Origin of the sequence: Andreprevotia sp. IGB-42, from assembly GCF_009848685.1 — a bacterium.
Taxonomy (GTDB): Bacteria; Pseudomonadota; Gammaproteobacteria; order Burkholderiales; family Chitinibacteraceae; genus Andreprevotia.
Genome location: NZ_WXTX01000005.1, coordinates 329,476 through 350,512, shown reverse-complemented (window position 1 = coordinate 350,512; position 21,037 = coordinate 329,476). Strand labels below are relative to the sequence as shown.

The window sequence follows — 21,037 nt, the reverse complement described above, 5'->3', positions numbered from 1 at the left end:
ATACGACGCATGCTTGGCTCTACCAACGCAATTGAACAAAGTAGCCGGAGCAACAACGGCCCCGGCGGCACGGGTATTCATTCGGGAGCCGCTGGCAATGCCCTGCTGGCGTTCTGACGCCAGACCAGGGCTGCTACGGCGGCTCCGCATCACTGCAAAAACTTCAGGGCTGCCACCGCAAGGTAGCGGCGGCAGCCTTGTACTACCGTTTACCGCTACGGCCTGACCAGCCCGCGGTAGTAATCGGCGTTATCCACCAAGTGCAACGACGCATTGATGTTCAGGTTGCCTTCCACCGCCGTCAGCCCGTTCACCATGATCGGCGCCGCCGCATTCAGCGCCCAGTTGCCGTTGGCATCACCGATGCCGTACAGCACGCCATACATGCTCATGCCGGCGTTGAGCGTGAGCTTGCCGTTGATGATCAGCACCACGCCCGGCTGATTGACGGCACTGAAGCCGATATTGGCCAGCGGCAGGTTGGCGGTGACATCGCCATCCACCCAGATGAACTTGCCCTTGCTGCCGTTCAGGCGGCCCGCCTGGGCTTCAGTCACGAACTGGCTGCCGCTGATACGGTAGGCCTGCTGCCTGATCTGCGCCTTGGTGTAGCCAAAGTACTCGAGGAAGAAGCGATCCCCGTCGGCACTGACGTTGCTGTTCTCCTGCACGATGGCTTGCTCGCCATACAGCGTGGCGGGCTGGCCTGCCTTGTACGGGCTGCTGCTGACCTGGCTGTTGATGCTGCTGGCAATGACCGTGCCGCCTGCCAGCACCGGCAGCTTGTTGAGCAGACCACCATACGGCGAGTTGACCGCTACCGAGGTGCCATTGAAGCGGCCATCGTCCTTGAGGGTGAGCACGGCCCGATCCATCAGCTGCGGCGGGTTGCAGGCGGTGGCGCGGCGCATCAGCTCGTGCAGCAGGTCATCCAGCACCAGGCGGCTGGCGCGGATATCGCTACTGGTGAAGCTGCGCACGGATTCGATGCTGCCCAGCGTATCGAGCAAGGCCGGGCAATACTGGCCGGCGCGTGCCTCGCTGCTGGCGCGTGCCAGATCTGCCTTGGCATTGGCCAGCGCGGTGACATCCGCCGCGTTGCCGGCCTGCAGTGCCTGTACGCCGGTATTGGCTGCGCCCAGCAGGGTTTCCAGATCCACCACCTGGTACAGCAGCGGCGTATTGCCGAATGGCAGCCAGGTGCCAGTGCTGGTGAGGGTGGCAAATGCGGTACCCAGCGTTTGCTGGCCGATCGGCGCCGGTGCGCTGAAGCCCAGGCGGAAGTCCTTGCGCTGGCTGGCCGGCAAGGCCATGCCGGACCAATCTGCATGCGCAGCGGTGGTCTGCGCGGCAGGCAGGCTGTAAAGCGCTTGTGCGCCGCTGGCCCAGCGGCTGAGCACATCCAGCGTAGCCGCCACGCCCTGGTTGACCACATCGATACGCGCCGGCACCAGATCGCCGATCGGGTAGGCAGCCGGCAAAGTGTTCACCAGGCTGGCCTGCGCGGTGTTGAATACCGCAGTACTGGCGGTACCGCCCGCCTGCAGGGTATCGAGCACATCGTAGGCAAACAGCAATGCCTGGCCCTTGCCGTAGCTGTTGGTGACGATGGCCGGGTGCGTGGGCGCAGTCGGGCAACCATTGTTGACCGCCAGCGCGCCCCCCACCAGCGTGGCCTGCACCTGGCCGCTGGCAGTGGCAAGGCAAGCCGGCTGCCCCGCACTGCTGGTGCTGCCCGGCTGGAACAGCCCGCTCTTGAGCGTGATGCTCTGGCTGGCGGCATTGAAGGTGCCTGCCAGGCTGCTGCCCGCCAGCGCGGCCAGTTCGCCATTGCCCAAGGCCAGTGCACTACTGTCGATCACCACGGTATTGCCACGGTTGACCATCTCGCGCAGCTCCAGCAATGTGCTGCGCTTGCTGTGTTCGATCTGCCCCAGCAACCAGTACTGGTTATGGCGGCCGCCACGCATCAGTTGCAGGAACTCGGCCTCGCTGGCGGCAATCTGGTATTGCACGCCCTGGGCATTGAGCAAGGTCTGCAGTTGCTGCTTGCGGCTGGTGAAGCACGGCTGGTTGGCCAGCAGCGGGCTGTTGCTGCCCCACCAGTTGGCGCCGCAGCTATACCACACCAGGATGCGATTACCGGCATCCAGGCGCACACCGGTATCGAGCTTGACGCTGGCGCCCACCACGGTGAACGGCTCTTGCGCCAGGGTGATTTCCTTGCCGGCGAAGGTGGCGCTCAATACCGCGATCAGCTTGGTATTGGGTGCAGTAGTCACTGTCCAGTTGCTGGCTTGCGCTGCCGTCTGGCCCGGATTGATCGACGACGCTTGCGCCCACTGCCCCAGCACCGTGCTGGTGGCCGGGTCGATCACCCGCACCGTCAGCGGCAGATTGGTCAGCGCGCTGTTGCCCTTGTTGGTGACACCGGCATTGAGCGCAATCACTGCCCCCTGATTGACCGGATTGGGCGAGACCGTCAGCGCACCCAGCACGCCGCTGCCATTGCTGGCGGACGAATCCACCGCAAACTGCGTGCTTTGCTGTGCCAGCACTACGCCAGCGGCATCCTGCACGGTGAGCGATACCGGGTAATTGCCCACCGGCGCATTCACCAGGCTCAGGCTGTAGCCATAATCCTTGGTCTGGCCAGCCTGCAGTTGCGCCAAGGCTTCCTGCTTGCGCAGGCGCTCGCTGCCATCCGGGTTCAGCACGCGGGTAACCACCACCAGGTTATTGAGCGGCGTGTTGGCAGTCAGATCGAGCACGCGGCTGGTGACCTGCACGATATCGTTGGCGGCGTAGCTGGCCTTGTCGGTGCTGAGCTTGGCACCCGCCGTGGCATTGCCGGCAGCCCCTGCCACCACGGCAAACGCTTGCTGCGCCACCTGGATGGTTTTGCCGTTGGCATCCAGCAAGGTGGCTTGCGCAAGGTAATTGCCGGACTGCACCACGCCGGTATTCCATGCCATGGCGGTGCTTTGTGTGCCATTGGACGCCACATTGATCACCGGCGAGGTGCCCAGTGCTGCCACCAGGTTCTTGCCGGCATCCAGCACGCTGAACTGCACGCTGCCGCCATTGGCCACCGGCCCAGGGTTGGCAATCTGTGCGGTAAGCGTGACTGCGGTATTGGCCGGATAGCTGGCCTGATCCGTTGCCACCCCGACAGACAGAAAAGCACTCCCCAGTACCGACGGGATGCCGACCGGCGCCTGCTGCGGCGTACCGGTAAACGAATTGTTGAAGGTAAGGAAGGCATCGCTGGCGACAGCGCGGTTCTCACCCAGGCCCAGGTTCTGCAGGGCCAGATCGAATTGCACTTCCTGGCTATTGGCAGTCACGCCCTGCATGGCCCACTGGTAGGTGGCTGTGCCATCTGTGCCGTTGAGCACTGATGTAGGTAGCAGCGACGGGTTGCTGAGCTGCACATTGGCCGGCATCTTGAGGGTGAGCTTGGTATCGATGCCGCCGATGCGGTCGAGTGCGATGGGGAGCCAGATCGATACCCACGTGGTGGCAGACAGGCGTGTATCCAGAACCTTGCTCTCGCTGGACCACGAGCCATCGGCCTGCTGATGGCTGAGCAGGAACTTGATGGCGTTCTGGATTACCGGGTCTTTAGGTGATGGCTCCAGATAGTCGAGCGCATAGCCAACTTGAGCGGTGACCATCGAATCACTGACATAGCCGTTATAGCGGCCCCATGCACCATCACCGCGCTGGGTTGCACGCAATGCAGCATCAGAAACTTGCATCGCTTCGCGAACCCGCTGCTTCAGGCCCTCATCTTTGAGCACTTTTAGCGCTTCGCCAAACGCCATCAGCCTGCGAGCGTGCTCCAGCGCATAATCGGTGTGCCGGCCATCCTCTCCATCCAGCAACCAGCTCACGCCCCGAATCAGTGCTTCTTGGGCCCGGTTATTAAATGCGACCTCGTCAACAGGTCGTTTTTTCAGCAAAATCAATTCAGAGCCACCGCCACCAGTAAGAAAATCGCCATTTTCAAGCAATGTGAAATCACCAAATGGCCCTGCAGGCACAAGCGCACTGGCAATCCAATCTTTATCCAACTGGTAAAGGCCATTGTCGGTCGATACATACCAGGTGTCCCCGAATTTCCTGATGTAGTCCGGATTAGCCATGGGGAACTGACTAAGAACTGTAGTGGTTTTTTCCGGCTTGACACGCAGGAGATTGCGGCCGCCTGCATTGAGAACGAGAAGATCTTCCCCATCCAAGGCCAAGCTATAAGGCCAATTAAGCGGCCCCGCCTTCATGAATTCAGAAACCGTACCGTCCGGCAAGATTTTCAGGATCTTGTCCGCGAAGCAATCAGTTACATATGCAATACCAGCACCATCAAATATGACATCTGTGCCTTTGACTGCATTGTCGGTCCTGACCGTACCGTCTGGTTTGCGTACCACCAATGATGCAGCGGTTGTGACGTAAATTGCACCATCCGGGCGAATGGCAAAAGAATAGGTATTGGATAATCCGGACATAAGAATGGCGTAAGTGCCATCAGGATGAATGACCTTCAGGCTTTCGTGATCCAGAAAGTAAAGGTCACCATTGGATTGCCTGAGCACTTTTCTGTATTTGGAAAAGCCCCCGGTATAGCCCGGAATGGTCATTGCTTGTGATTGATAGACGTACTTTTCCGATGCAGGCAACGAAGCGAGTGCTGAAATACTTTTTGCGAGACTGCCTACATTGAATGCAGTATTGGCTGCACTGCTATTGAACCAGCCAGATGTGTAGTCTGACCACCAATCGCCACCGCCGCCTTGCGTATCGATAAGAAACTGGGCACCAGGCAAAATGCTGCGGATTACTTTTTGTTTCTCAGGCACGGATGTGAATGCCCACATCGCCAGCATGGTCTGTGTCCGCCTGAACTCCGAATGCGAAGCGTAAACCGAGCCGTCTGCTTGCTGGCTGGTAATCAAAGAATTAAACACTGATGTGCGCTCCACCGGCGAAGTGGTGGCAATTTTCTGCGTCAAGGCATCGCCAACAAACGCCTGTGCGCCCACATGGCAACCCAGACATTTGTTACTGGTCAACCAACCAGCCGCCACCGGGTTGTTGTAATCCATCGCCTTCTGCACCGCCGTCTTGATCAACGGCGCCAGCGGATCCGAAATCGAGCCGTTCACGACGTCCATGCCGGTGATCTTCACCGTGCCGTGCACGTTCTGGTTACCGGGCAATACGGTGGATTTATCCACGCTGAAGCTGGCCTTGGCGGCATCCCCCACATAGAACGCACCGGTGATCTGGCCAAAGGCTGGATCCGCTGCGGTCACTTCCAGCAGGTACTCCGCTGCGGCGGCAGGCTGCCAGCTCCCAAAATCCAGGCTGAGCAAGCCGGCCGGCGCGGTGAGTGCGCCGCTGGCGGTTTTGGTGACCACCACGGCAGCTGTTTTCTTGTCGCGGATGCGCAGGGTGTAATCGGCGGCCGGCAGCGGGATGTTGCCGCTGTTTTGCAGCACGGCAGTCAGGTTTACCGGGGTCTGGCTATTGGCCTGCAGCACAGGGGGATCGGCAGCGACCGAGCCACTGAATAGCGATTTGCCGGTGATGGCCAATGCCACCTGACGCGTGGCCAGCACGCGGCCCAGCAGGTTGTCCCGTGAGAGTGTTCCAGCCTCGCTGATGCGTGCGATCAAGGTATAAGTGCCCGCGGCAAACTGGCCGCTGTTCCAGCGCAGCACCACCGGCTGTTGCGCGCCGCCTGCGATATTGGCGATACCCAGCGGGGTGGCGCCATCGGCCTGATAGGCGGTGCCGCTGCTGACGACCTTGCCATCTGCACTGAGGATTTGCAGTGTGATGGCACCGGCTACGGCATCGGCGCCACTGTTGCTGATGGTGGCGGTGGCGCGCACATCCGTGGCGGCGGGTACCTGCGACGTAGCAAGCACCAGATCGGACAAATCGAGCGTGCCCTTGCTGGCTTCTGCGCTCAGGCTGAAATCACGCTCGACATCGGCCGGCTGCGCCAGCTCGAAGCTCCATGATTGCGTGACATAACCGGCGCTGGAAATACGCACCGGGAAGCTGCTGCCGCTGAGGCCGGCCAGGCTGTATTGGCCTGCTGCATTGGTAGTGGCCGATGCGCCGCCGATGATTTCCACCTTGGCGCCATAGACAGGCTGGCCATCACTGGCACGGGTGACCTTGCCGGTCATGCTGGTGGTGGTTTGCTGCGATTGCAGCTGGATGGTGCCGGCATCGGCATTGCTGCCGGCAGGCAGCGTGACATCAAAGCTCACGCCCTTGTAACCGGCGAGTGCGACAGCAATGGGGTAATTGCCCGGAGTGAGATCAACGGCAAACTGGCCGTTGGCCGCCGTGGTGGCCAGGGTTTTGCCGGCGGCCACCAGCGTGACGCCGGCCAGCGGCTTGCCGCTGCCTGCGGCAACCACCTTGCCGAACAGGTGGCCGCTGCCGGGGACGGTATCGCCCACCGCAAACAACTTGGGGGAGAACACCAGTGTTTGCCCTGCCACGCCGGTGGCAGTGGCTTGTGCCGCCTGCAGGCCGCTGGCGGAAATCACGATACCAAGGTTGCCGGGGGTAACACCGCTGATTTCATAGTTGCCGTTGGCATCCGTGACCGCGTTGAGCGTGCTGGCGCCCACGATGCTGACCGAGGCGCCCTTCACCGCCACATCCTGCGCGCCGGTGGTGACATGCCCGCGCACGATGGCCGTGGTAGGGTTGTTGGTGAGCTGCAGTGTGCCGACATCCAGATTCTGGTTGGCAGCCAGCGTGTAGCTTTTGCTCAGGCCGGTATAGCCGGCCTTGCTGTAGGCGGCGGCGTAGCTGCCGGCATTGAGGCCGGCCAGCTTGAAGCGGCCGCTACTGTCGGTCTGCGTGGTTTGCTGGCTGTTCAGCACCACGCTCGCACCTGGCAAGGCGTTGCCGCCACTGTCGATCAGCTGGCCGGAAATGGCGGCGCCCACCACCGGGGCCACATCAGTAGCGCCAGACAGCACACGCAGCACCACAGCGGTCAGGAAGGGATCATCCTTCCAGCCGCCTGCCGCGTTCTGTCCTTGCAACAAGAAGGCGCTGGCGTTGCCGCGCAGTACCTGGTCCGAACTGATGGGCGCCAGTGCCGCCAGTGCATAGGCGGTCAGATAGGTATCGCCCAGCCACGCACCATCGTTGCCTTGCCGGCTGGCCAGCCAGGTGGCGAGCTTGCCTTGCGTGGTGGATACATTCAGGTCTGGCGTGGTCATGGCCAGTGCGATCAGCGTGAGGGCACTGGCCTGGATGCGTGCGGCATCGCTGGCGGCGGGCATGGCGCCATCAGCCTGCAGCTGGTTGATCAGGTAAAGGCGCACCGCGCTGGCCGCGGCACTCTGGCCCTGGCTGACGGAAGACAGCGCAGCCAGTGCCCAGGCGGAATCGAGCGCGTTGCTGGGGTGGCCTTCTGCAGCGCCATAGCCGCCATCGGTATTCTGCCGGCCTGCCAGCAACGCCAGACGCGCACTCACATCCTGGCCGCTACCACCGAGTGCCAGCACTTGCCGCGCCAGGTATTCGGTATTGCTGTCCGTTTCACCGGCCACGCTTTGCAGCAACGCCGATGGTGCGGCGGATGCCAGCAATTGCAGCGTGCGCAAGGTTTCGGCGCGGCTTTGCAATGGCGTAGCCACTGAATCGGCTTCGTTCTGCAAACTACCGTCGGTCTTCACCTGTGCCTGCAGCCAGGTCAACCCTTTCTGCACCGCGGGGGATAGCGTCAGCGCTACAGCCAGACCCGACAGCAGCAAAAACGCCGCGACAACACCCCACCGCCCCAAACGACCGGCTTTACCCATGCCCATGCGCGCAACCCAATATTGTAAGAATTAGTCGTAAAAAAACTTACTTACGGCTGTTTAAGCAAAAAAACTTCCGCACGATATGGGAGTGGCATGAGATGGGTCAACGCCTTTCGTCGGAGGTAATCGGGCAGCAACATGGAACCTGCCCGGCACTCACGACCACTGCGGGTTTGGACTTGAAACATGGAAAATAGTTGTTGCAAATGAGCAACATGTGATTGTCATCGCATACTGAAGCCCCTGTAAGGAAGAACCAGGAAGCACACCGGGAAATGGCAACATCGTCTGCCAAACGAAGCACCCGCATTGCCGGGGGCAACGTACTACGCGCAGCGCAACAGGTGAAGAAAGCCGGGTTGAGCAGCGAAACCTCGTGCGGGGCTCAGGATGAACCTGCTTAACGGTCTTCCCGGTTGGCCAGCCTGGCACCGCTGGCGCTGCTGACCACAAATTCGTAACGCTCTGGCCGGATGTAGAACACCGTGTGATCGCAAACACGGCCATCTGCCAGATGGGATACGCGGGCCATCACCAGCAGCGCGGCATTGGTGCGTACCCCCAACAGGCGCGCCTGCTCCTTGTCGGCAGGCTGGGCGCGGATAGCGAGATCCGCGTGGTCTACCGGCTGGCCCAGGCTATCGGCCAGCAAGGTATAGGTGGAATGCTGTTCGGCGTACTGCCAGGAAAGTTTGTCCACTTCCACGGGCAGATGGCTGCAAGCCAGTGCGACGGGTTCGCCGTCCACCAGATGCAGGCGGCACAACAACAGGCATTCAGTCACTGCCGGGCCGAACAAGGGCTTGAGGTGATCCGGCAGCGGGACGCGATCCTTGGTGACGAGGCGCATTTCCGGCGTGATGCCTTGTGCCACCAGCGCATCGAAAAAGCCGGTGAGGGTATCGAGTCCATGGCGGATACGCTTGCCGCTGGCGTAAGTTCCCTTGCCCTGCTTGCGCTCGACCACGCCTTGCCCGGTGAGCTTGCCCAGCGCCAGCCGCACGGTCACGCGGCTGACCGCAAAGCGCGTGCACAGCTCGGCCTCTGACGGCAGTTTGCCACTGGGTTCGTACTGGCCGGCGTTGATTTCAGCCTGCAGGGTGGCGGCGATCTGTTCATACAGCGAGGTGACGTTTTGACGGAGCAGCGTCATGGCAAGCAGGCTTTTCTGGTGGTTTCGGGGATGCAGCCCCATGCAGGCCAGCATCAGGGAAGCGGGGGTGATAGGTAGCGCGCACGGGGCTTGTGCCGGCTAAAGCGGCTATCACGACTACTGGCCGCATAAGAATATACAAACAAATTATTTCGACCAACTTGTATTAATACGTATTGTTGCATCCTGCACGCCTTGCCATGGTTTTCCGGTGCATCATCCCGGCCACGGCAGGCATACGATCAACACCATCGGCCACCCATCATGCAACCCGCTGCCCCCTACCCCACCCGTACCACGCCGCACTTCCAGGTAAGGGATGTCGATTTCGCGTATCCCGATGGCCAGCCGGTATTCCGTGGCTTGAACCTCGCTGCGCATGCGGGTGAATTCCTGGTGTTGCTGGGGCCATCCGGCTGCGGCAAGACCACGCTGCTCAATCTGCTGGCAGGTTTCATGCAGCCGGATCGCGGCCACGTCTGCCTCGCGAGTGCTGCGGTGCAGCCGGAAAACCCGGCGCTGGGTTATGTGTTCCAGTCGCCACAGCTTTTTCCATGGCTGAACGCGCTGGACAACGTGCGCTTCGGCCTGCGCATGGCCGGCCACCATGACGCGGCAGAACAGCGCGAGCGTGCATTGCATTATCTGGCGCTGGTGGGCTTGGCCGATGCGGCGGGCCGCCTGCCGCACCAGCTATCCGGCGGCATGCAGCAGCGCGTGGCGCTGGCCCGCACGCTGGCACTCGAACCCACGGTGCTGCTGATGGACGAGCCCTTTGCTGCGCTCGATGCCATCACCCGCATGAAGCTGAACGAAGAAACGCTGCGGTTGTGGTCACTGCTGAAACAAACGGTGATTTTCATCACCCACGATATCGATGAGGCGGTGTTCCTGGCTGACCGCGTAGTGGTGCTGGCCCCCGCACCGGGCGGCATCCGCAGCGAGCTGAATATTGACCTGCCGCGCCAGCGCAGCCAGGCCACGCGCCGGCTGGCGCAGTTTGCCGAGTACCGCAATACGCTGACCGAATGCATTGCCGGCCTGCAGCCTGCTGCCTGCTCGGCACCCTGATTGCCCTTACCCATTTCCATTTGCGAGCCTGATATGCGATCCAGACTGATCTTGCCCTTATTAGCCGTTGCCACACTGGCGACGCTGTTTTCCACCGGCACGCGCGCGGCAGATAAACCGCCGCTGCGCATCGGCTGGGTGTACGCCATGGCCAACGCGCCGGCCATCATTGCCGACAAGAAAGGCTTTTACGCCGCCGAAGGGCTGAAGGTGGAGGTGAAGTCGTTTGGCGATGGCCCCATCGTGCAGCAGGCGCTGGCGGCCGGTGAGCTGGACATTGCCTATATCGGCGCGCCGCCGGTTTACCAGTGGTTCTCGCGCGGGCTGGATAGCCGCATCATCGCCAAGGTGAACTATGGGCAGGCCGCAGTGATTGCCGACCGCAGCGAAGGCGTGAAAACCGTGGCAGACCTCAAGGGCAAGAAGCTCGCCGGTGTGGCCAAGGGCAGCGGCATGGATGTGCTGCTGCGCGGCTTCGTACTGAAGGAGATCGGCGGACTGGACCCGGAAAAAGACCTGGATATCGTATCGATGCCGCCCGCAAACATGGCCGTGGCGCTGCAGAACCAGCAGGTGGATGCCATTTTCACCTGGGAGCCGTTTGCTTCCGAATCGCTGCTGAGCGGACGTGGCCGGCTGGTGCTGGACGTCAACCAGAAGCTGCCCAATTACCCGTGGTACGTGATCATGGCGCCGACCAAAACGCTGAAAGAGCGCCCGGACGATACGGTGAAGGTGCTGCGCGCGCACATCAGGGCGATCGAGTTCTTGCAGAAGAACCCGGACGAAGCCAACCGCATCATCGCCGATGCATTCCAGATTGCACAGATCAGGAACGGCAACAAGGTGATCGAGCCCGTGGCCGTGGTGCAGGAAGCGCGCAAGCGGCTGGGCTGGGCGTACAAGCTGGAAGCGCAGGATCAGCAGTTCATCCAGCGCCTGATGGATTACTCGCTCAGCCTGGGCTTCATGAGCAAGCCGCTGAAGGTGGAACAGGTAGTGGATACCAGCTGGCTGCAGCGTGCCGAGCAAGGTCGCTGAGCGCATGCGCCGCTTGCAGCCACCGTGGACAGCAAAAGCCGGCTGGCGCTTGAAGCCCGACTGGAGCTGGGCATCGCTGCCCTTCCTGCTGCTGGCGTGGATGCTGATTGCCAGCCGCTTTCCCGATTACGTGTTGCCGCAGCCGTGGGCTGTATTGGCGGAAGGCTGGCGCTGGCTGCAAAAAGGCAGCCTGGGCGAGCAGTTGCTGGCCAGCTTGGGGCGCGAGCTGGCAGGGTTTGCGGCGGCAACCGTCATTGCCATGGTGATCGGCACGCTGGCGGGTTTATCCACCGGTTTTCGCCAATTCGTCACCCCGCTCAATGCACTGTTCATGGCTATTCCGCCGGTGGCATGGGCACCGCTGACGCTGATCATTTTCGGTATCGGCAACCTCGCCATCATCGTGGTGATTTTCATCGCCGCGGTGTGCCCGATGGTGGTGACCATCCAGGAAGGCGTGCGCGCCATCCAGATCGGCGCGATCCGCGCAGCCAGAACGCTGGGCGCCAGCCGCGCGCAACTGCTGTGGCATGTGTACCTGCCGGCATCGCTGCCGGCGCTGACCGCCGCATTGCGCATCGGCTTCAGCCAGGCATGGCGGGCGCTGGTGGCGGCGGAAATGATCGGCGCATCGCGCGGGATCGGCTGGATGGTGGCGATGGGCGGCCAGATCGGCAACAGCGCGCAGGTATTGCTGGGCATTGCATTGATCGGCGTGATGGCATGGCTGGCGGAAAGCCTGCTGTTCCGCAGGCTGGATCAGCATTACCAGGCTTGGCGACCGTGAAGCAGTTGAACCCGTGTTTTGAACGCATGCCCTCGCTCGGCGCGCCCCGCTCAGCACCTCCCGTTCGGGTCCCCCGTTACAAGTCAGGTGCTCTAACCAGCGCACAGCATTTGCAGCCATCCAGAGCGATGGCAGGAGTATCAGCATGACCCACGTTTTTGATCCGGCCCATGAGGCTGGTAGCTATACCGCGCCGCAAGGGCTGTATGCATTGAACAAGCAGCGCCCATTCCTAGGTAGCATCAGTTGCGACCGCGATACGCTGGTAGCGGGTGAATGGACGGAACTGCTGCTGGAATACGAAGTGGGCGGTATTGGCCTGGCCGATGGTGCCTGGCTGAAGTTGGCATTCAAGTTCTATTCGGACTGGGCGCTGTTCCAGACCAGTGACCCGGCAGCAGCCAACTTCGTATCAGCCGAATACCACGCCGGGGCGCTGGTGCCGGGGCAAAGCGCCGCCACCGTGCAGCGGCTGAAAGTACGCTTCGACCAGAAAGGCCATGAGCGGCCATTCCAGAAAGCGGTGATCATCGATATCGTGGATGGCTACCTGAATCCCGGCGATCACATCGTGATCCGGCTGGGTGATCGCCGCCAGGGTGGCGCGGGTACCCGGGTGCAGAGCTTCGTGGAAAAAGACTTCCGCTTCCGCATGTTCATCGACCCGCTGGGCAGCTCCAAGTTTGCCGAAGTACCCGGGGACGTCACGCTCGATATCGTGCCCGGTGCCCCCGTTGCATTGCATGTGGTAGCACCACGGCTGGTAGGCACCACGCAGGCGTTCGATGCCATCGTGCGGGTGGACGATGCATGGGGCAATACCTGCCGCGATCTGCCCTTGCACGGTGCGCTGCAACTGTCCGGCCCGGACGGTAGCGTGGTAAACCAGCCATTCACTTTGCCTGCGCACGGCTGGGCGGCATTGCGCATTGCCGATCTGGCCCCGCAGCAAGCGGGGGAATGGCGGCTGGCCGCCAGCGTGCATGCGCCGCATATCGCGGCATCGCAGGCATTCGTGACGCTGGATGCCGATCTGGGAGAGCAACGCCCGCTGTATGCAGACCTGCATGTGCATTCGGACGATACCATCGGCACCAACGATACCCTGTACAACCTGAGCTACGGCCGCGATGTAGCCGGGCTGGATGTGCTGGGCTATACCGCCAACGATTTCAACATCACCGAAGCACGCTGGGACAAGGCGGTGGAACTGATCCACAGCCTGAACGAACCGGGCCGTTTCGTGTGCTTTCCCGGCACCGAATGGTGCGGCAACTCCAGCGCCGGAGGTGACCGCAACGTGGTGTTCCTGCATGGGCGCAAGCCGGAGTTCCCGTATGACGAGCACGGCCGCATGGTGCGCTCCATCGAATGGAACGAACACACGCATGGCACCATCGTGCCCGGTACCTGGCCGGTGGATGAACTCTATGCCGCCTATGCCAAAGACCCGGAAGGCCACCTGATGATGCCGCATGTGGGCGGGCGCCGCTGCAACCTGGACTGGCACCACCCGGAGCTGGAACGGCTGATCGAGGTGGGCTCCGCGTGGGGACAGTTCCACTGGGTATATGCCGAGGCATTGCAGCGCGGTTACCGCATGGGCGCCGCAGCCAATAGCGACGAGCACCAGGGCCGTTGCGGTGGCGGCGTGCCGGCCACGGCGGTATTCGGCTCACGCGGCGGGCTGACCGGCGTACTGGCAAGCCGGTTCGACCGTGCCGGTGTGGCCAGCGCATTGCGCCAGCGCCGCACCTTTGCCACCACCGGCGAGCGCAGCTTTGCCAGCCTGTGGCATGGTCAGTACCAGATGGGCGAAGCCTATGCCGGCAGCAGCCAGCAGCCGCTGCAATACCGGCTGCTGGGCGATCAGGGCTGGGAAGAAATCAGCCTGTATCGTGGCGAACAGCTGATTTGGCAGCGCCAGCTGCAGCAGGAGCTGGGTTTTGCCGCTGGCCGCGTGCGCGTCCGCCTTGGCGGGGCACGGTTGAAAGACCGCTACCGCGGGGCGTACTGGAGCGGCGAAATCACCATCCGCGGCGCTGTGCTGCAGGACTTTGCCGCATTCGGCTTCGATCATCCGGAGCAAACCTGCTGGCGCACCGGGGCGAACACGCTGACTTTTCGCACCGTGACCAGTGGCGATCAGGACAGCATCGAGCTCGATCTGTCCGGGCTGGGCGATGGCGTATTCATCAGCGTGCAGGCGCGCATCGACAGCTACATCAAGGTGGGCGATCCGCTGCAACCGCAAGCGCATGTGCATGCACCGCACGCAGAAATCGCCGTGACGGGCACGGCCCTGCGGCAGCAGGCCAGCCATCGCCAGGATCTTGCCGGTACCGAACTGCATATCACGCTGGAGCGCATCACTGCTGCGGCGCTGCCGCGCGAGGTGCAGGGTGAGATTGACCTGGGCGCACTGCAACTGGCAGCGGGCACCGAGCACCCGCTGTTCATCACCGCAAGGCAGCGTGATCAATCACGGGTATGGACGTCCGCGCTGTTCGTCACGCTGGATTGAGCAAAAAACAAGGGCCTGTCATGCCAACAGGCCCTTGCATCAGGTACCGCAGCGAAGCGGATCAGGGTAGCGAGTAATAGCGGAACTGCGAATCGATGCCCTCGTCGCCGTGACCGAATACCGGCGGGGCATCGTCTTCCAGCAGCAATTCGCCCGCGCTGTTGAAAATCTGCACGCGGCTTTCCAGTCCTTCGCCGTAGCCGGCATCGGTACCGGAGCCGCTGCCACCCGGTGCCGGGGTTGCCGGCGCAGCGGATGTCGAGACGGCGGCTACGGCTTCGGCCTCTTTCGCCTTGGCGACAGCCTCTTCACGCCGGTTCTTGAGCACTTCTTCGGCAAGCTTTGTTTCCGGCGCACTGTCCGATTTGTACAGCTGGTTTGCCAGCCGGCTACCCAGGCTGGCGAACAACGCGTTCGTGCGGGTTTCTACCGTCGCCTCCCCTTTTACATGCTCGGATTTGCCACCCAGCCAGATGCGGAAGTAGCCATCCTGATCGGTTTTGTCCGCCAGGCTGATGCGGTTTTCGGTGGCATTTTCCAGCGACAGTTGCACGGTATGGCCGACCGCAGGATCGCCCTGCGCATCGATCACGTAACCGTGGAACAGATTGCCCTGCACGGCGGTCTCGAACACCTTGCCGCCGCGGGACAAACCCAGCGTGACATTGGCAGCCACCTGCTGCAGCGCCTCGCTGCGCAGCAGTGCGGCCTGCACCCGGGCATCGTTATCGCCATGCTTCTTGGCCAGCCGCTTGGCCTCGCGCTCCTGCCCTTGCGCAGCGCCGTGGCCCAGCGCCTGCAACAGATTGAATGCCTGCGGCGCCACTTCGGTCACGGCCTTCACGGCGCCGAGCAAACCTGCAAATTGCAGTTCGTTTTGTCTGGTATTGCCTTTCAACGTATCCATACAGCACTCCGGTCAGGATTTGACAGCCAGCGCACCCGCGCCGAGGAAGGCAGCCAGCGCTTTCGCGCCTTGTTTGCTGCACGCGCCTTCGCAGAAGGCCTCGGCCAGCGCCAGGTTATCGTGTATCGATTCAAGAAAACCATTGCCGGCCAGGCAATGCGTGGATTGGTTATCCGTGGTGGTATTCATCAGCCCCAGCGTATAGCCGGACAAGAAGCTGCGCCCCCAGGTTTCGGTCAGGCGGTTGTCGTTGACGCGGATCGATACGCCAAACGCCAGCAAGTCGATGAACGCCAGCTGCTGCTGCGCGCCGAATTCGAACTGGTTGCTGATGGCAGCAACGTCGTCCAGCGAGAACAGCAGCGCCGAGCTGATGGCAAAGCCCTGCGGATCATCCTCGTCGGCCAGGCTGTCGTAGCTGACCTGGTTATCGCTGAACAGCAGCTTGCCGGTGGGCAGGGCCGGCTTGAATGCCTTGGTGAACATCGCCAAGCGGGAGATATCGCAGATCTTGCTGCCGTAATGCGAGCCGCCCGGCGACGATTTGCTGAATATCTGCAGCACCAGCGTGATCAGCAAGCCGATCGACCATTCGCGGCTGATGCCGATATCGGCGGCCACCACGGTGGACGCCAGCAATTGCAGCCCGGTCGAGGTAGTGCCCTGGCTGGACAAACGGTTGTCGGTGATGGCGAGCGGCCCGGCTGCCAGGATGAATAGTGCCTGCCCCAGCGGCTGCGAAATCACGTTGTCGTGGATGCGCAATTGCTCGCTACCCTGCGCGGTGGCCTTGCGATGCAACAGTGCATCGGCGCGTTTCTGCTTGCTGGCCGCATGCGCGGGCAGCGCAATCCAGATATGCACACCGGCACGCAAACCGGGCTGCGCGCTGGAAACCGGTTCCTTGTCGGCCGGGCCGTTGTCGATGATCTGGTTGTGCTCGATGCGCACGCCCTGCACCAGCATTGCATACACGCCGGATGCGGGGCTGCCGCGCGTGATGCCGTGGCGGGTGATCAGGTTGTGCTCGATCACCAGATCGCTCACCTGCGCCAGCACCACGCCACCATAGGTGACAAACAGCCGGAACTGCGCCGGGATGGGCGCAATCTGTCGCCACAGGTTGTAGGCAATGCGGTTGTTGGCGATCAGCAGGCCGTGTACGCCGATCAGCTCGATGGTTTTCTCCACGATACCGAACAGCCGCAACACGCTGATACCGTTGCTACCATGGCCGAGAATATCGTTGTCGGTGATTTCGATCCGGTACAGATCGCCGCGCGAACGGTAGAACACCTTGTCGTCTTCGGTGGTCAGGAAAAAGATACTGAGCGGTGCGCAGGCATCGCACGGATCGTCATCGGTGGGTTCCTGATCCGGCACGTCTTTCTCTTCGCCATCCTTGGTGTATTGCACCAGGCTGCCCAGCGTGATGCCATGGCCGAAGCCGCCAACGATACGGTTGTCGGCAATGCGCACACCATCGCTGCCGCCGGCAATCTGGATGCCGCCATGCGCGCTGCTGCCGGCAAATGTGCTGCCACCCGCCAACGCCGTTTCTTCCTGCTTGCCGTCCAGCACGGTAATTACCGAGTGCGTGACGGCCAGATCCTCGCCTTGCAGATAAACCGCAGCATACGGGCTGGCCTGATCGCGCATTTCCACCAGGCTGTCGGTCAGCGTGACCTGTTCGCTCTCCCACACCAGCAAGGCGGGCAGGTAGCCAGCTTCCAGCGCCAGGCCCTCGATGGTGATGTCCTGGCTTTCCTGCACATAGATGGCCGGCAGCTCGTTGTTCTTGTCCTTGACCGGCGCAACAATGCGCGAGCGCGGCCCGCATCCATGCAGCGTGATGTGCTTGCGCCCGATCACGTACACGGTTTCTTCATAGGTGCCGGGCAGGATGCAGACCGAGCCACCGGTGGCTGGCAACGCGGCTATGGCAGCGTTGATCGACGTGAACTGGCCAAAGCTGTTGGTGCCATCGCCTACCGTTACGCCGCAGCAATTACGTATCTTGGTCAGCGGCAGGAAGGGGCGGCGGCAATCGTGGATCACCAGGCCGGTGACGCCACTGCCATCGGCAGTCCAGCGGATCAGCCCCAGCGGCGCACGATAGCGCTTGAGGCCATGCGCGGCCGCGCCGGATTTCAGCACCCACGGGGTGACCACATTGGGTGCGGCCGGGCGCGCGGCAATGATCCAGTAGTCATAGGCACGCAGCGGCCCGCCCAGGAAGGTGATCGACAGCCCGGTGTGGCCCAGCACATTGTTTGCCAGTGGGACTTTGGCCGGTGAGGCCAAGTCATCACCGCGATTCCAGATGCGCACGTATACATAGCGCTGCTCGGGCTGGCCATTGAAGAAGCTGGCTTGGTCATCACGCCCTTCCCAGCGGTTTTCAAAGCCGGTGGGCGGTTCATCGACGATGGTGAATTCGGCGCTGTCCGGGTTGTAGCTGCTGGCCACCTTGGTCAGGTGGCCAGCCAGCTCTGCCACGCGCTCGCCATTGGGCAGCGCTGCCGACCACGGCAGGATTTCCACTACCTGATCGTGCAGCGGCCAGTGCACCGCATCCTTGGGCTCGGTCAGCAGCTTGAGCTTCACGCGCTTGTTGTTGGATGTGGTGAGCAAGGCGCGGTAAAGCGGCGCGGCGTTGTCGTAACCCCAGGTGTAGTGCGTGGCATCGACCATCTGCACGCGGATGGCCTGGTTTTCCGCGCCCAGGTAACCGCCGTTCTGCGGTGGCGCGCACAGATTGGTGGTTTCCGACGGCACGGTGAAGCTCACCTGCAATTTTGCCGTACTTGCCAACTCGTAATCGGCGGCCAGCGTGCCCAGTGCAGACCAGCTATTCTTGAGCGCATCCCAGGCTTCCGGGCATTCCTCGGTGTTCACGCCTGTTTGCACATAAACCCGGCGCATGGTGCGCAGCCGTGCGCTGGTGTCGGGCCCACCCAATGCCACTTCGAACAGCTCGCCATCCTCGACGGCGGTCACCGGCTGCTGCCACGCCTCTATCCACACCAGGTCGATGCGGCTACCAGAGGTCGGCGCAGATGGCCAATCGGCTGCCCTGTCGAAAAACAGCCAGTCTTTTTGCAGGTGGAACGGTTCATCCACCGGCTGTTCCAGCCGCAAGCCACCCAGGTACAGCGAACCGGCGGCCAGCGTGAAGGTGGGCTTGCCGTTTACCACTTGCGGGTTTTTCAGCAGGAAGCCGTTGTCCGGCGTGCCATAGGCGCCGATGGTATCGAGGCGGGTGCGGCGCTGGTCTTCCAGATCCAGCTGGGCGGCTTCATTGAAATCATCGTCAGTCAGCACCCGGCCCTGCTGCATGCGTACGCCGTTGTAGCGCTTGAAAAAGTCGGTCGCGTTACGCGACAGGTCGACTGCGGACATCGCGGTTTCTCCCTCAATTATCTGTAATGAAGTTCGGCAGCCGGCCGAACGGCAGGTATTCCTCGACCTTGGCTGCCAGACTGGCAGCCCGGATCGGGCCAATTTGTGCTGCAAACGCGCCGATCTCGCTGCCGTTCTCGGCACCGCGCGCCAGTTCCGCCGGTGCCACCGGCGAGAGCGTGGCGTAATGCGGATCGCCAAAGCGGGTGGTGGCAAAAACGCGCGGCAGATCGGTGATGAAATGTGATTCGTACGGGTGCGGCACGCGTGAATCCGGCGCGCGTGCGCTGAAGCGGAAGCAACCATGCTGGGTGTCGGTCACCTTGGCGATGCCGGCGATGAGCATTTCACTGGCATCGAGCTGCTCCACATTCACCGTGGCCGCATCCAGCGCCGGCCCGATCACCGTGACGCGGCGGGCGCTCACGTGCGCCTGCGAGGCATCGATGGCAAGCCCGCTGCTGGCATGCACGATGCTATCGCTGATGGTGAGGTGCGCAATCATCGATGCACTACCTTCGATGCGGATCGCGGCAAGGATGCAGTGATCGATCACCAGCTCCTCGACATAGCCGCGGATGATCAGCGGGATGGGTGCCAGCGTGTTGCCCAGTGCATCCACGCCACCCGGATCCAGCGTGCAGTAACGCAGCTCCACGCGTTCGAAATTGCCTTGCAGGTAGATGCTATGTGGCGCAGTGGCTCCGACCCACAAGCCATCCAGCAGCAATTGGGCATCGTCCTGCGCGGCGGCGAAACGCCAGTGGTTGCTGAGTGTGATATAGGGGCGCTGTCCCTCGCCGCCAACCACCGCGCTATCGATCACCGCCAGTTGGTCCGGCGGGTTGGCATAGGTGGTGCTGTCCCTGACCAGTACCTGGCCGCTGGCGGGGATGGGCGCGGTGGTCGCGTTCTGCCACAGCACCGGTGCTGCAGCCACATCGATATCGCGCAGATAGGCGCCGGCGCCAATCGGTGCCGCCATGCCCACGTGGTAGCTGACACGCGCACTGGCCAGCGTGCCCTTGCGATCGAACACCAGCCGGCCACGCTCGGGCTCGATCAGCAGCCGTACCTGGCTGACCAGTGGCAGATTGAAGCCTTCCAGCTTTGCCGAGCGCGTATCGTCGCGGCCGATCACGCCGCCGCCATCCTGTACCACCACCGCACGCAGGCCATCGGCGATTACCCAGCCTGCATCCGGCAGCAACGCGGTGCTGCCGCAATCGGCAACGCGCGCCCGGCGCAGCAGTTCGGCAAATACCCCCGGCTGGCTAAGCACGGCACCAGCCGGCAAGCCCTTGATCACCCCCAGCAATGTATCGCGCTGCGCAAAGCGCTGGCCGTGCAGCAGGCGCAAATCGGCGGCGGCAGCCTGCCTCTGCGCGTGGGTACCGATCAATGGCGTGGTTTGTACCCAAGCGACTTCCTCGTCGCCGACCTCGAACCAGGTTTCACCCAGCAAACGGCAGGTGATGGCACGCGGCAATGCCCATTCATCCGCGGTATGCCACGCACCCCAGTCCTGTTCAGCGCTGCGGGAGGAAAACAGCGGGATATCCCGGCCGCTGGGGTCGAAGGTCCAGCCGTTCCACTGGCCGGCAAGGTTCTTCATCCGCTTGGGTTGTACGCCGTGGAAGGCCACGCTATGCAGGCGGTACAGATGAAAGCTGAGCTTGCTGATGCCGCGCTGGCCACGCACGCTGGTAGCGCCACGCCCGGCGTGCAAGCCGGAAGGGCGGCGGATGTCCGGCGTGTAGTGGAATTCCTCGAACGGGTCTCCGGTCAGCAGCGCGCCACGTGCCTGGCGCAAATCGGCCAGCCCCCCTTCCGGCGTGCCGGTCTGCTTGCCGCGCATGGCAATGCCGTCCAGCCCGTGCCGGGTGCGGGCCAGCCGGCGGAATTCCTCCACCACCTTGCCGTCCCAGCCGGTCATGTCGGCAATCAGTTGCTCCAGCACCGCCAGCGTGCCCTTGCGGCGGCGGTAGTAAATGGTTTTGGCCACATCCACGCGCCGCGCGCGCGGATCGAGTGCCGAAACCAACCGCGTGCCGACCAGCTCTGCCAGATAGGGGATTGCCCAGTCATCGGCAAGCTCGACATGCGCGTCGTCCCACAAGCGATCCTGGCTGCGCTTGAGTACTGCCGCCTGTGCGGCCAGCGTTTCCACCAGTGCACGCAGTGCGCCATTGCCTTGCTGGGCATCCATTTCGCGGTAGATGGCGGGCAGCCATTCCCACAGCTTTTCCGCCAGGTATTCGCGGTATCCGTCACGGGCGTTGGGCATGCTGTGCTCCCTGGCTGT

Annotated in this window: 9 protein-coding genes; 4 read left to right on the top strand and 5 right to left on the bottom strand. The window is 62.4% G+C overall.

Features of this window, described 5'->3' with window-relative positions:
• Nucleotides 1-215: 215 nt before the first annotated feature.
• Together IGB42_RS10465 and IGB42_RS10460 are read right to left on the bottom strand one after the other, a co-directional pair.
• Nucleotides 216-7,850 carry a carboxypeptidase regulatory-like domain-containing protein gene (locus tag IGB42_RS10465; RefSeq protein WP_159671102.1) on the bottom strand — a complete coding sequence of 2,545 codons (7,635 nt, stop codon included), beginning with the start codon at nucleotides 7,848-7,850 and terminating at the stop codon, nucleotides 216-218.
• A gap of 397 nt (nucleotides 7,851-8,247) precedes the next feature.
• Entirely contained in the window at nucleotides 8,248-9,000 is a 753-nt protein-coding gene (locus IGB42_RS10460) for a GntR family transcriptional regulator (protein ID WP_159671099.1), read from the bottom strand.
• A gap of 264 nt (nucleotides 9,001-9,264) precedes the next feature.
• On the opposite strand from IGB42_RS10460, the gene IGB42_RS10455 reads away from it, so the two are divergent.
• From IGB42_RS10455 to IGB42_RS10440, 4 genes are all read left to right on the top strand, one after another.
• Nucleotides 9,265-10,071 carry an ABC transporter ATP-binding protein gene (locus tag IGB42_RS10455; protein ID WP_159671096.1) on the top strand — a complete coding sequence of 269 codons (807 nt, stop codon included), beginning with the start codon at nucleotides 9,265-9,267 and terminating at the stop codon, nucleotides 10,069-10,071.
• A gap of 51 nt (nucleotides 10,072-10,122) precedes the next feature.
• Nucleotides 10,123-11,112, top strand: a complete 990-nt coding sequence (locus IGB42_RS10450) for an ABC transporter substrate-binding protein (RefSeq protein WP_201799892.1) — start codon at nucleotides 10,123-10,125, stop codon at nucleotides 11,110-11,112.
• Between the two features lie 4 nt (nucleotides 11,113-11,116).
• Nucleotides 11,117-11,899: an ABC transporter permease gene (locus IGB42_RS10445; protein WP_159671090.1), complete on the top strand. Its 783-nt coding sequence runs from the start codon at nucleotides 11,117-11,119 to the stop codon at nucleotides 11,897-11,899.
• A 145-nt stretch (nucleotides 11,900-12,044) separates the two neighbouring features.
• Entirely contained in the window at nucleotides 12,045-14,423 is a 2,379-nt protein-coding gene (locus tag IGB42_RS10440) for a hypothetical protein (protein WP_159671087.1), read from the top strand.
• A gap of 61 nt (nucleotides 14,424-14,484) precedes the next feature.
• Here IGB42_RS10440 and IGB42_RS10435 read toward each other — a convergent pair whose 3' ends face one another.
• Genes IGB42_RS10435 through IGB42_RS10425 form a run of 3 tightly spaced genes read right to left on the bottom strand, consistent with a single transcriptional unit; the run spans nucleotide 14,485 to nucleotide 21,019 of the window.
• Entirely contained in the window at nucleotides 14,485-15,330 is an 846-nt protein-coding gene (locus IGB42_RS10435; protein ID WP_159671084.1) for a hypothetical protein, read from the bottom strand.
• Nucleotides 15,331-15,342: 12 nt separating this feature from the next.
• A complete protein-coding gene (locus IGB42_RS10430; RefSeq protein ID WP_159671081.1) occupies nucleotides 15,343-18,732 on the bottom strand; it encodes a right-handed parallel beta-helix repeat-containing protein in 3,390 nt (1,129 codons plus the stop codon).
• A 13-nt stretch (nucleotides 18,733-18,745) separates the two neighbouring features.
• Nucleotides 18,746-21,019 carry a hypothetical protein gene (locus IGB42_RS10425; RefSeq protein WP_159671078.1) on the bottom strand — a complete coding sequence of 758 codons (2,274 nt, stop codon included), beginning with the start codon at nucleotides 21,017-21,019 and terminating at the stop codon, nucleotides 18,746-18,748.
• Nucleotides 21,020-21,037: the final 18 nt, after the last annotated feature.

Excerpts from the sequence above, each read along its gene's own strand:
- IGB42_RS10465 (WP_159671102.1), bottom strand. The coding sequence starts at position 7,850 with ATGGGCATGGGTAAAGCCGGTCGTTTGGGGCGGTGGGGTGTTGTCGCG.
- IGB42_RS10460 (WP_159671099.1), bottom strand. The coding sequence starts at position 9,000 with ATGACGCTGCTCCGTCAAAACGTCACCTCGCTGTATGAACAGATCGCC.
- IGB42_RS10455 (WP_159671096.1), top strand. The coding sequence starts at position 9,265 with ATGCAACCCGCTGCCCCCTACCCCACCCGTACCACGCCGCACTTCCAG.
- IGB42_RS10445 (WP_159671090.1), top strand. The coding sequence starts at position 11,117 with ATGCGCCGCTTGCAGCCACCGTGGACAGCAAAAGCCGGCTGGCGCTTG.
- IGB42_RS10440 (WP_159671087.1), top strand. The coding sequence starts at position 12,045 with ATGACCCACGTTTTTGATCCGGCCCATGAGGCTGGTAGCTATACCGCG.
- IGB42_RS10435 (WP_159671084.1), bottom strand. The coding sequence starts at position 15,330 with ATGGATACGTTGAAAGGCAATACCAGACAAAACGAACTGCAATTTGCA.
- IGB42_RS10430 (WP_159671081.1), bottom strand. The coding sequence starts at position 18,732 with ATGTCCGCAGTCGACCTGTCGCGTAACGCGACCGACTTTTTCAAGCGC.
- IGB42_RS10425 (WP_159671078.1), bottom strand. The coding sequence starts at position 21,019 with ATGCCCAACGCCCGTGACGGATACCGCGAATACCTGGCGGAAAAGCTG.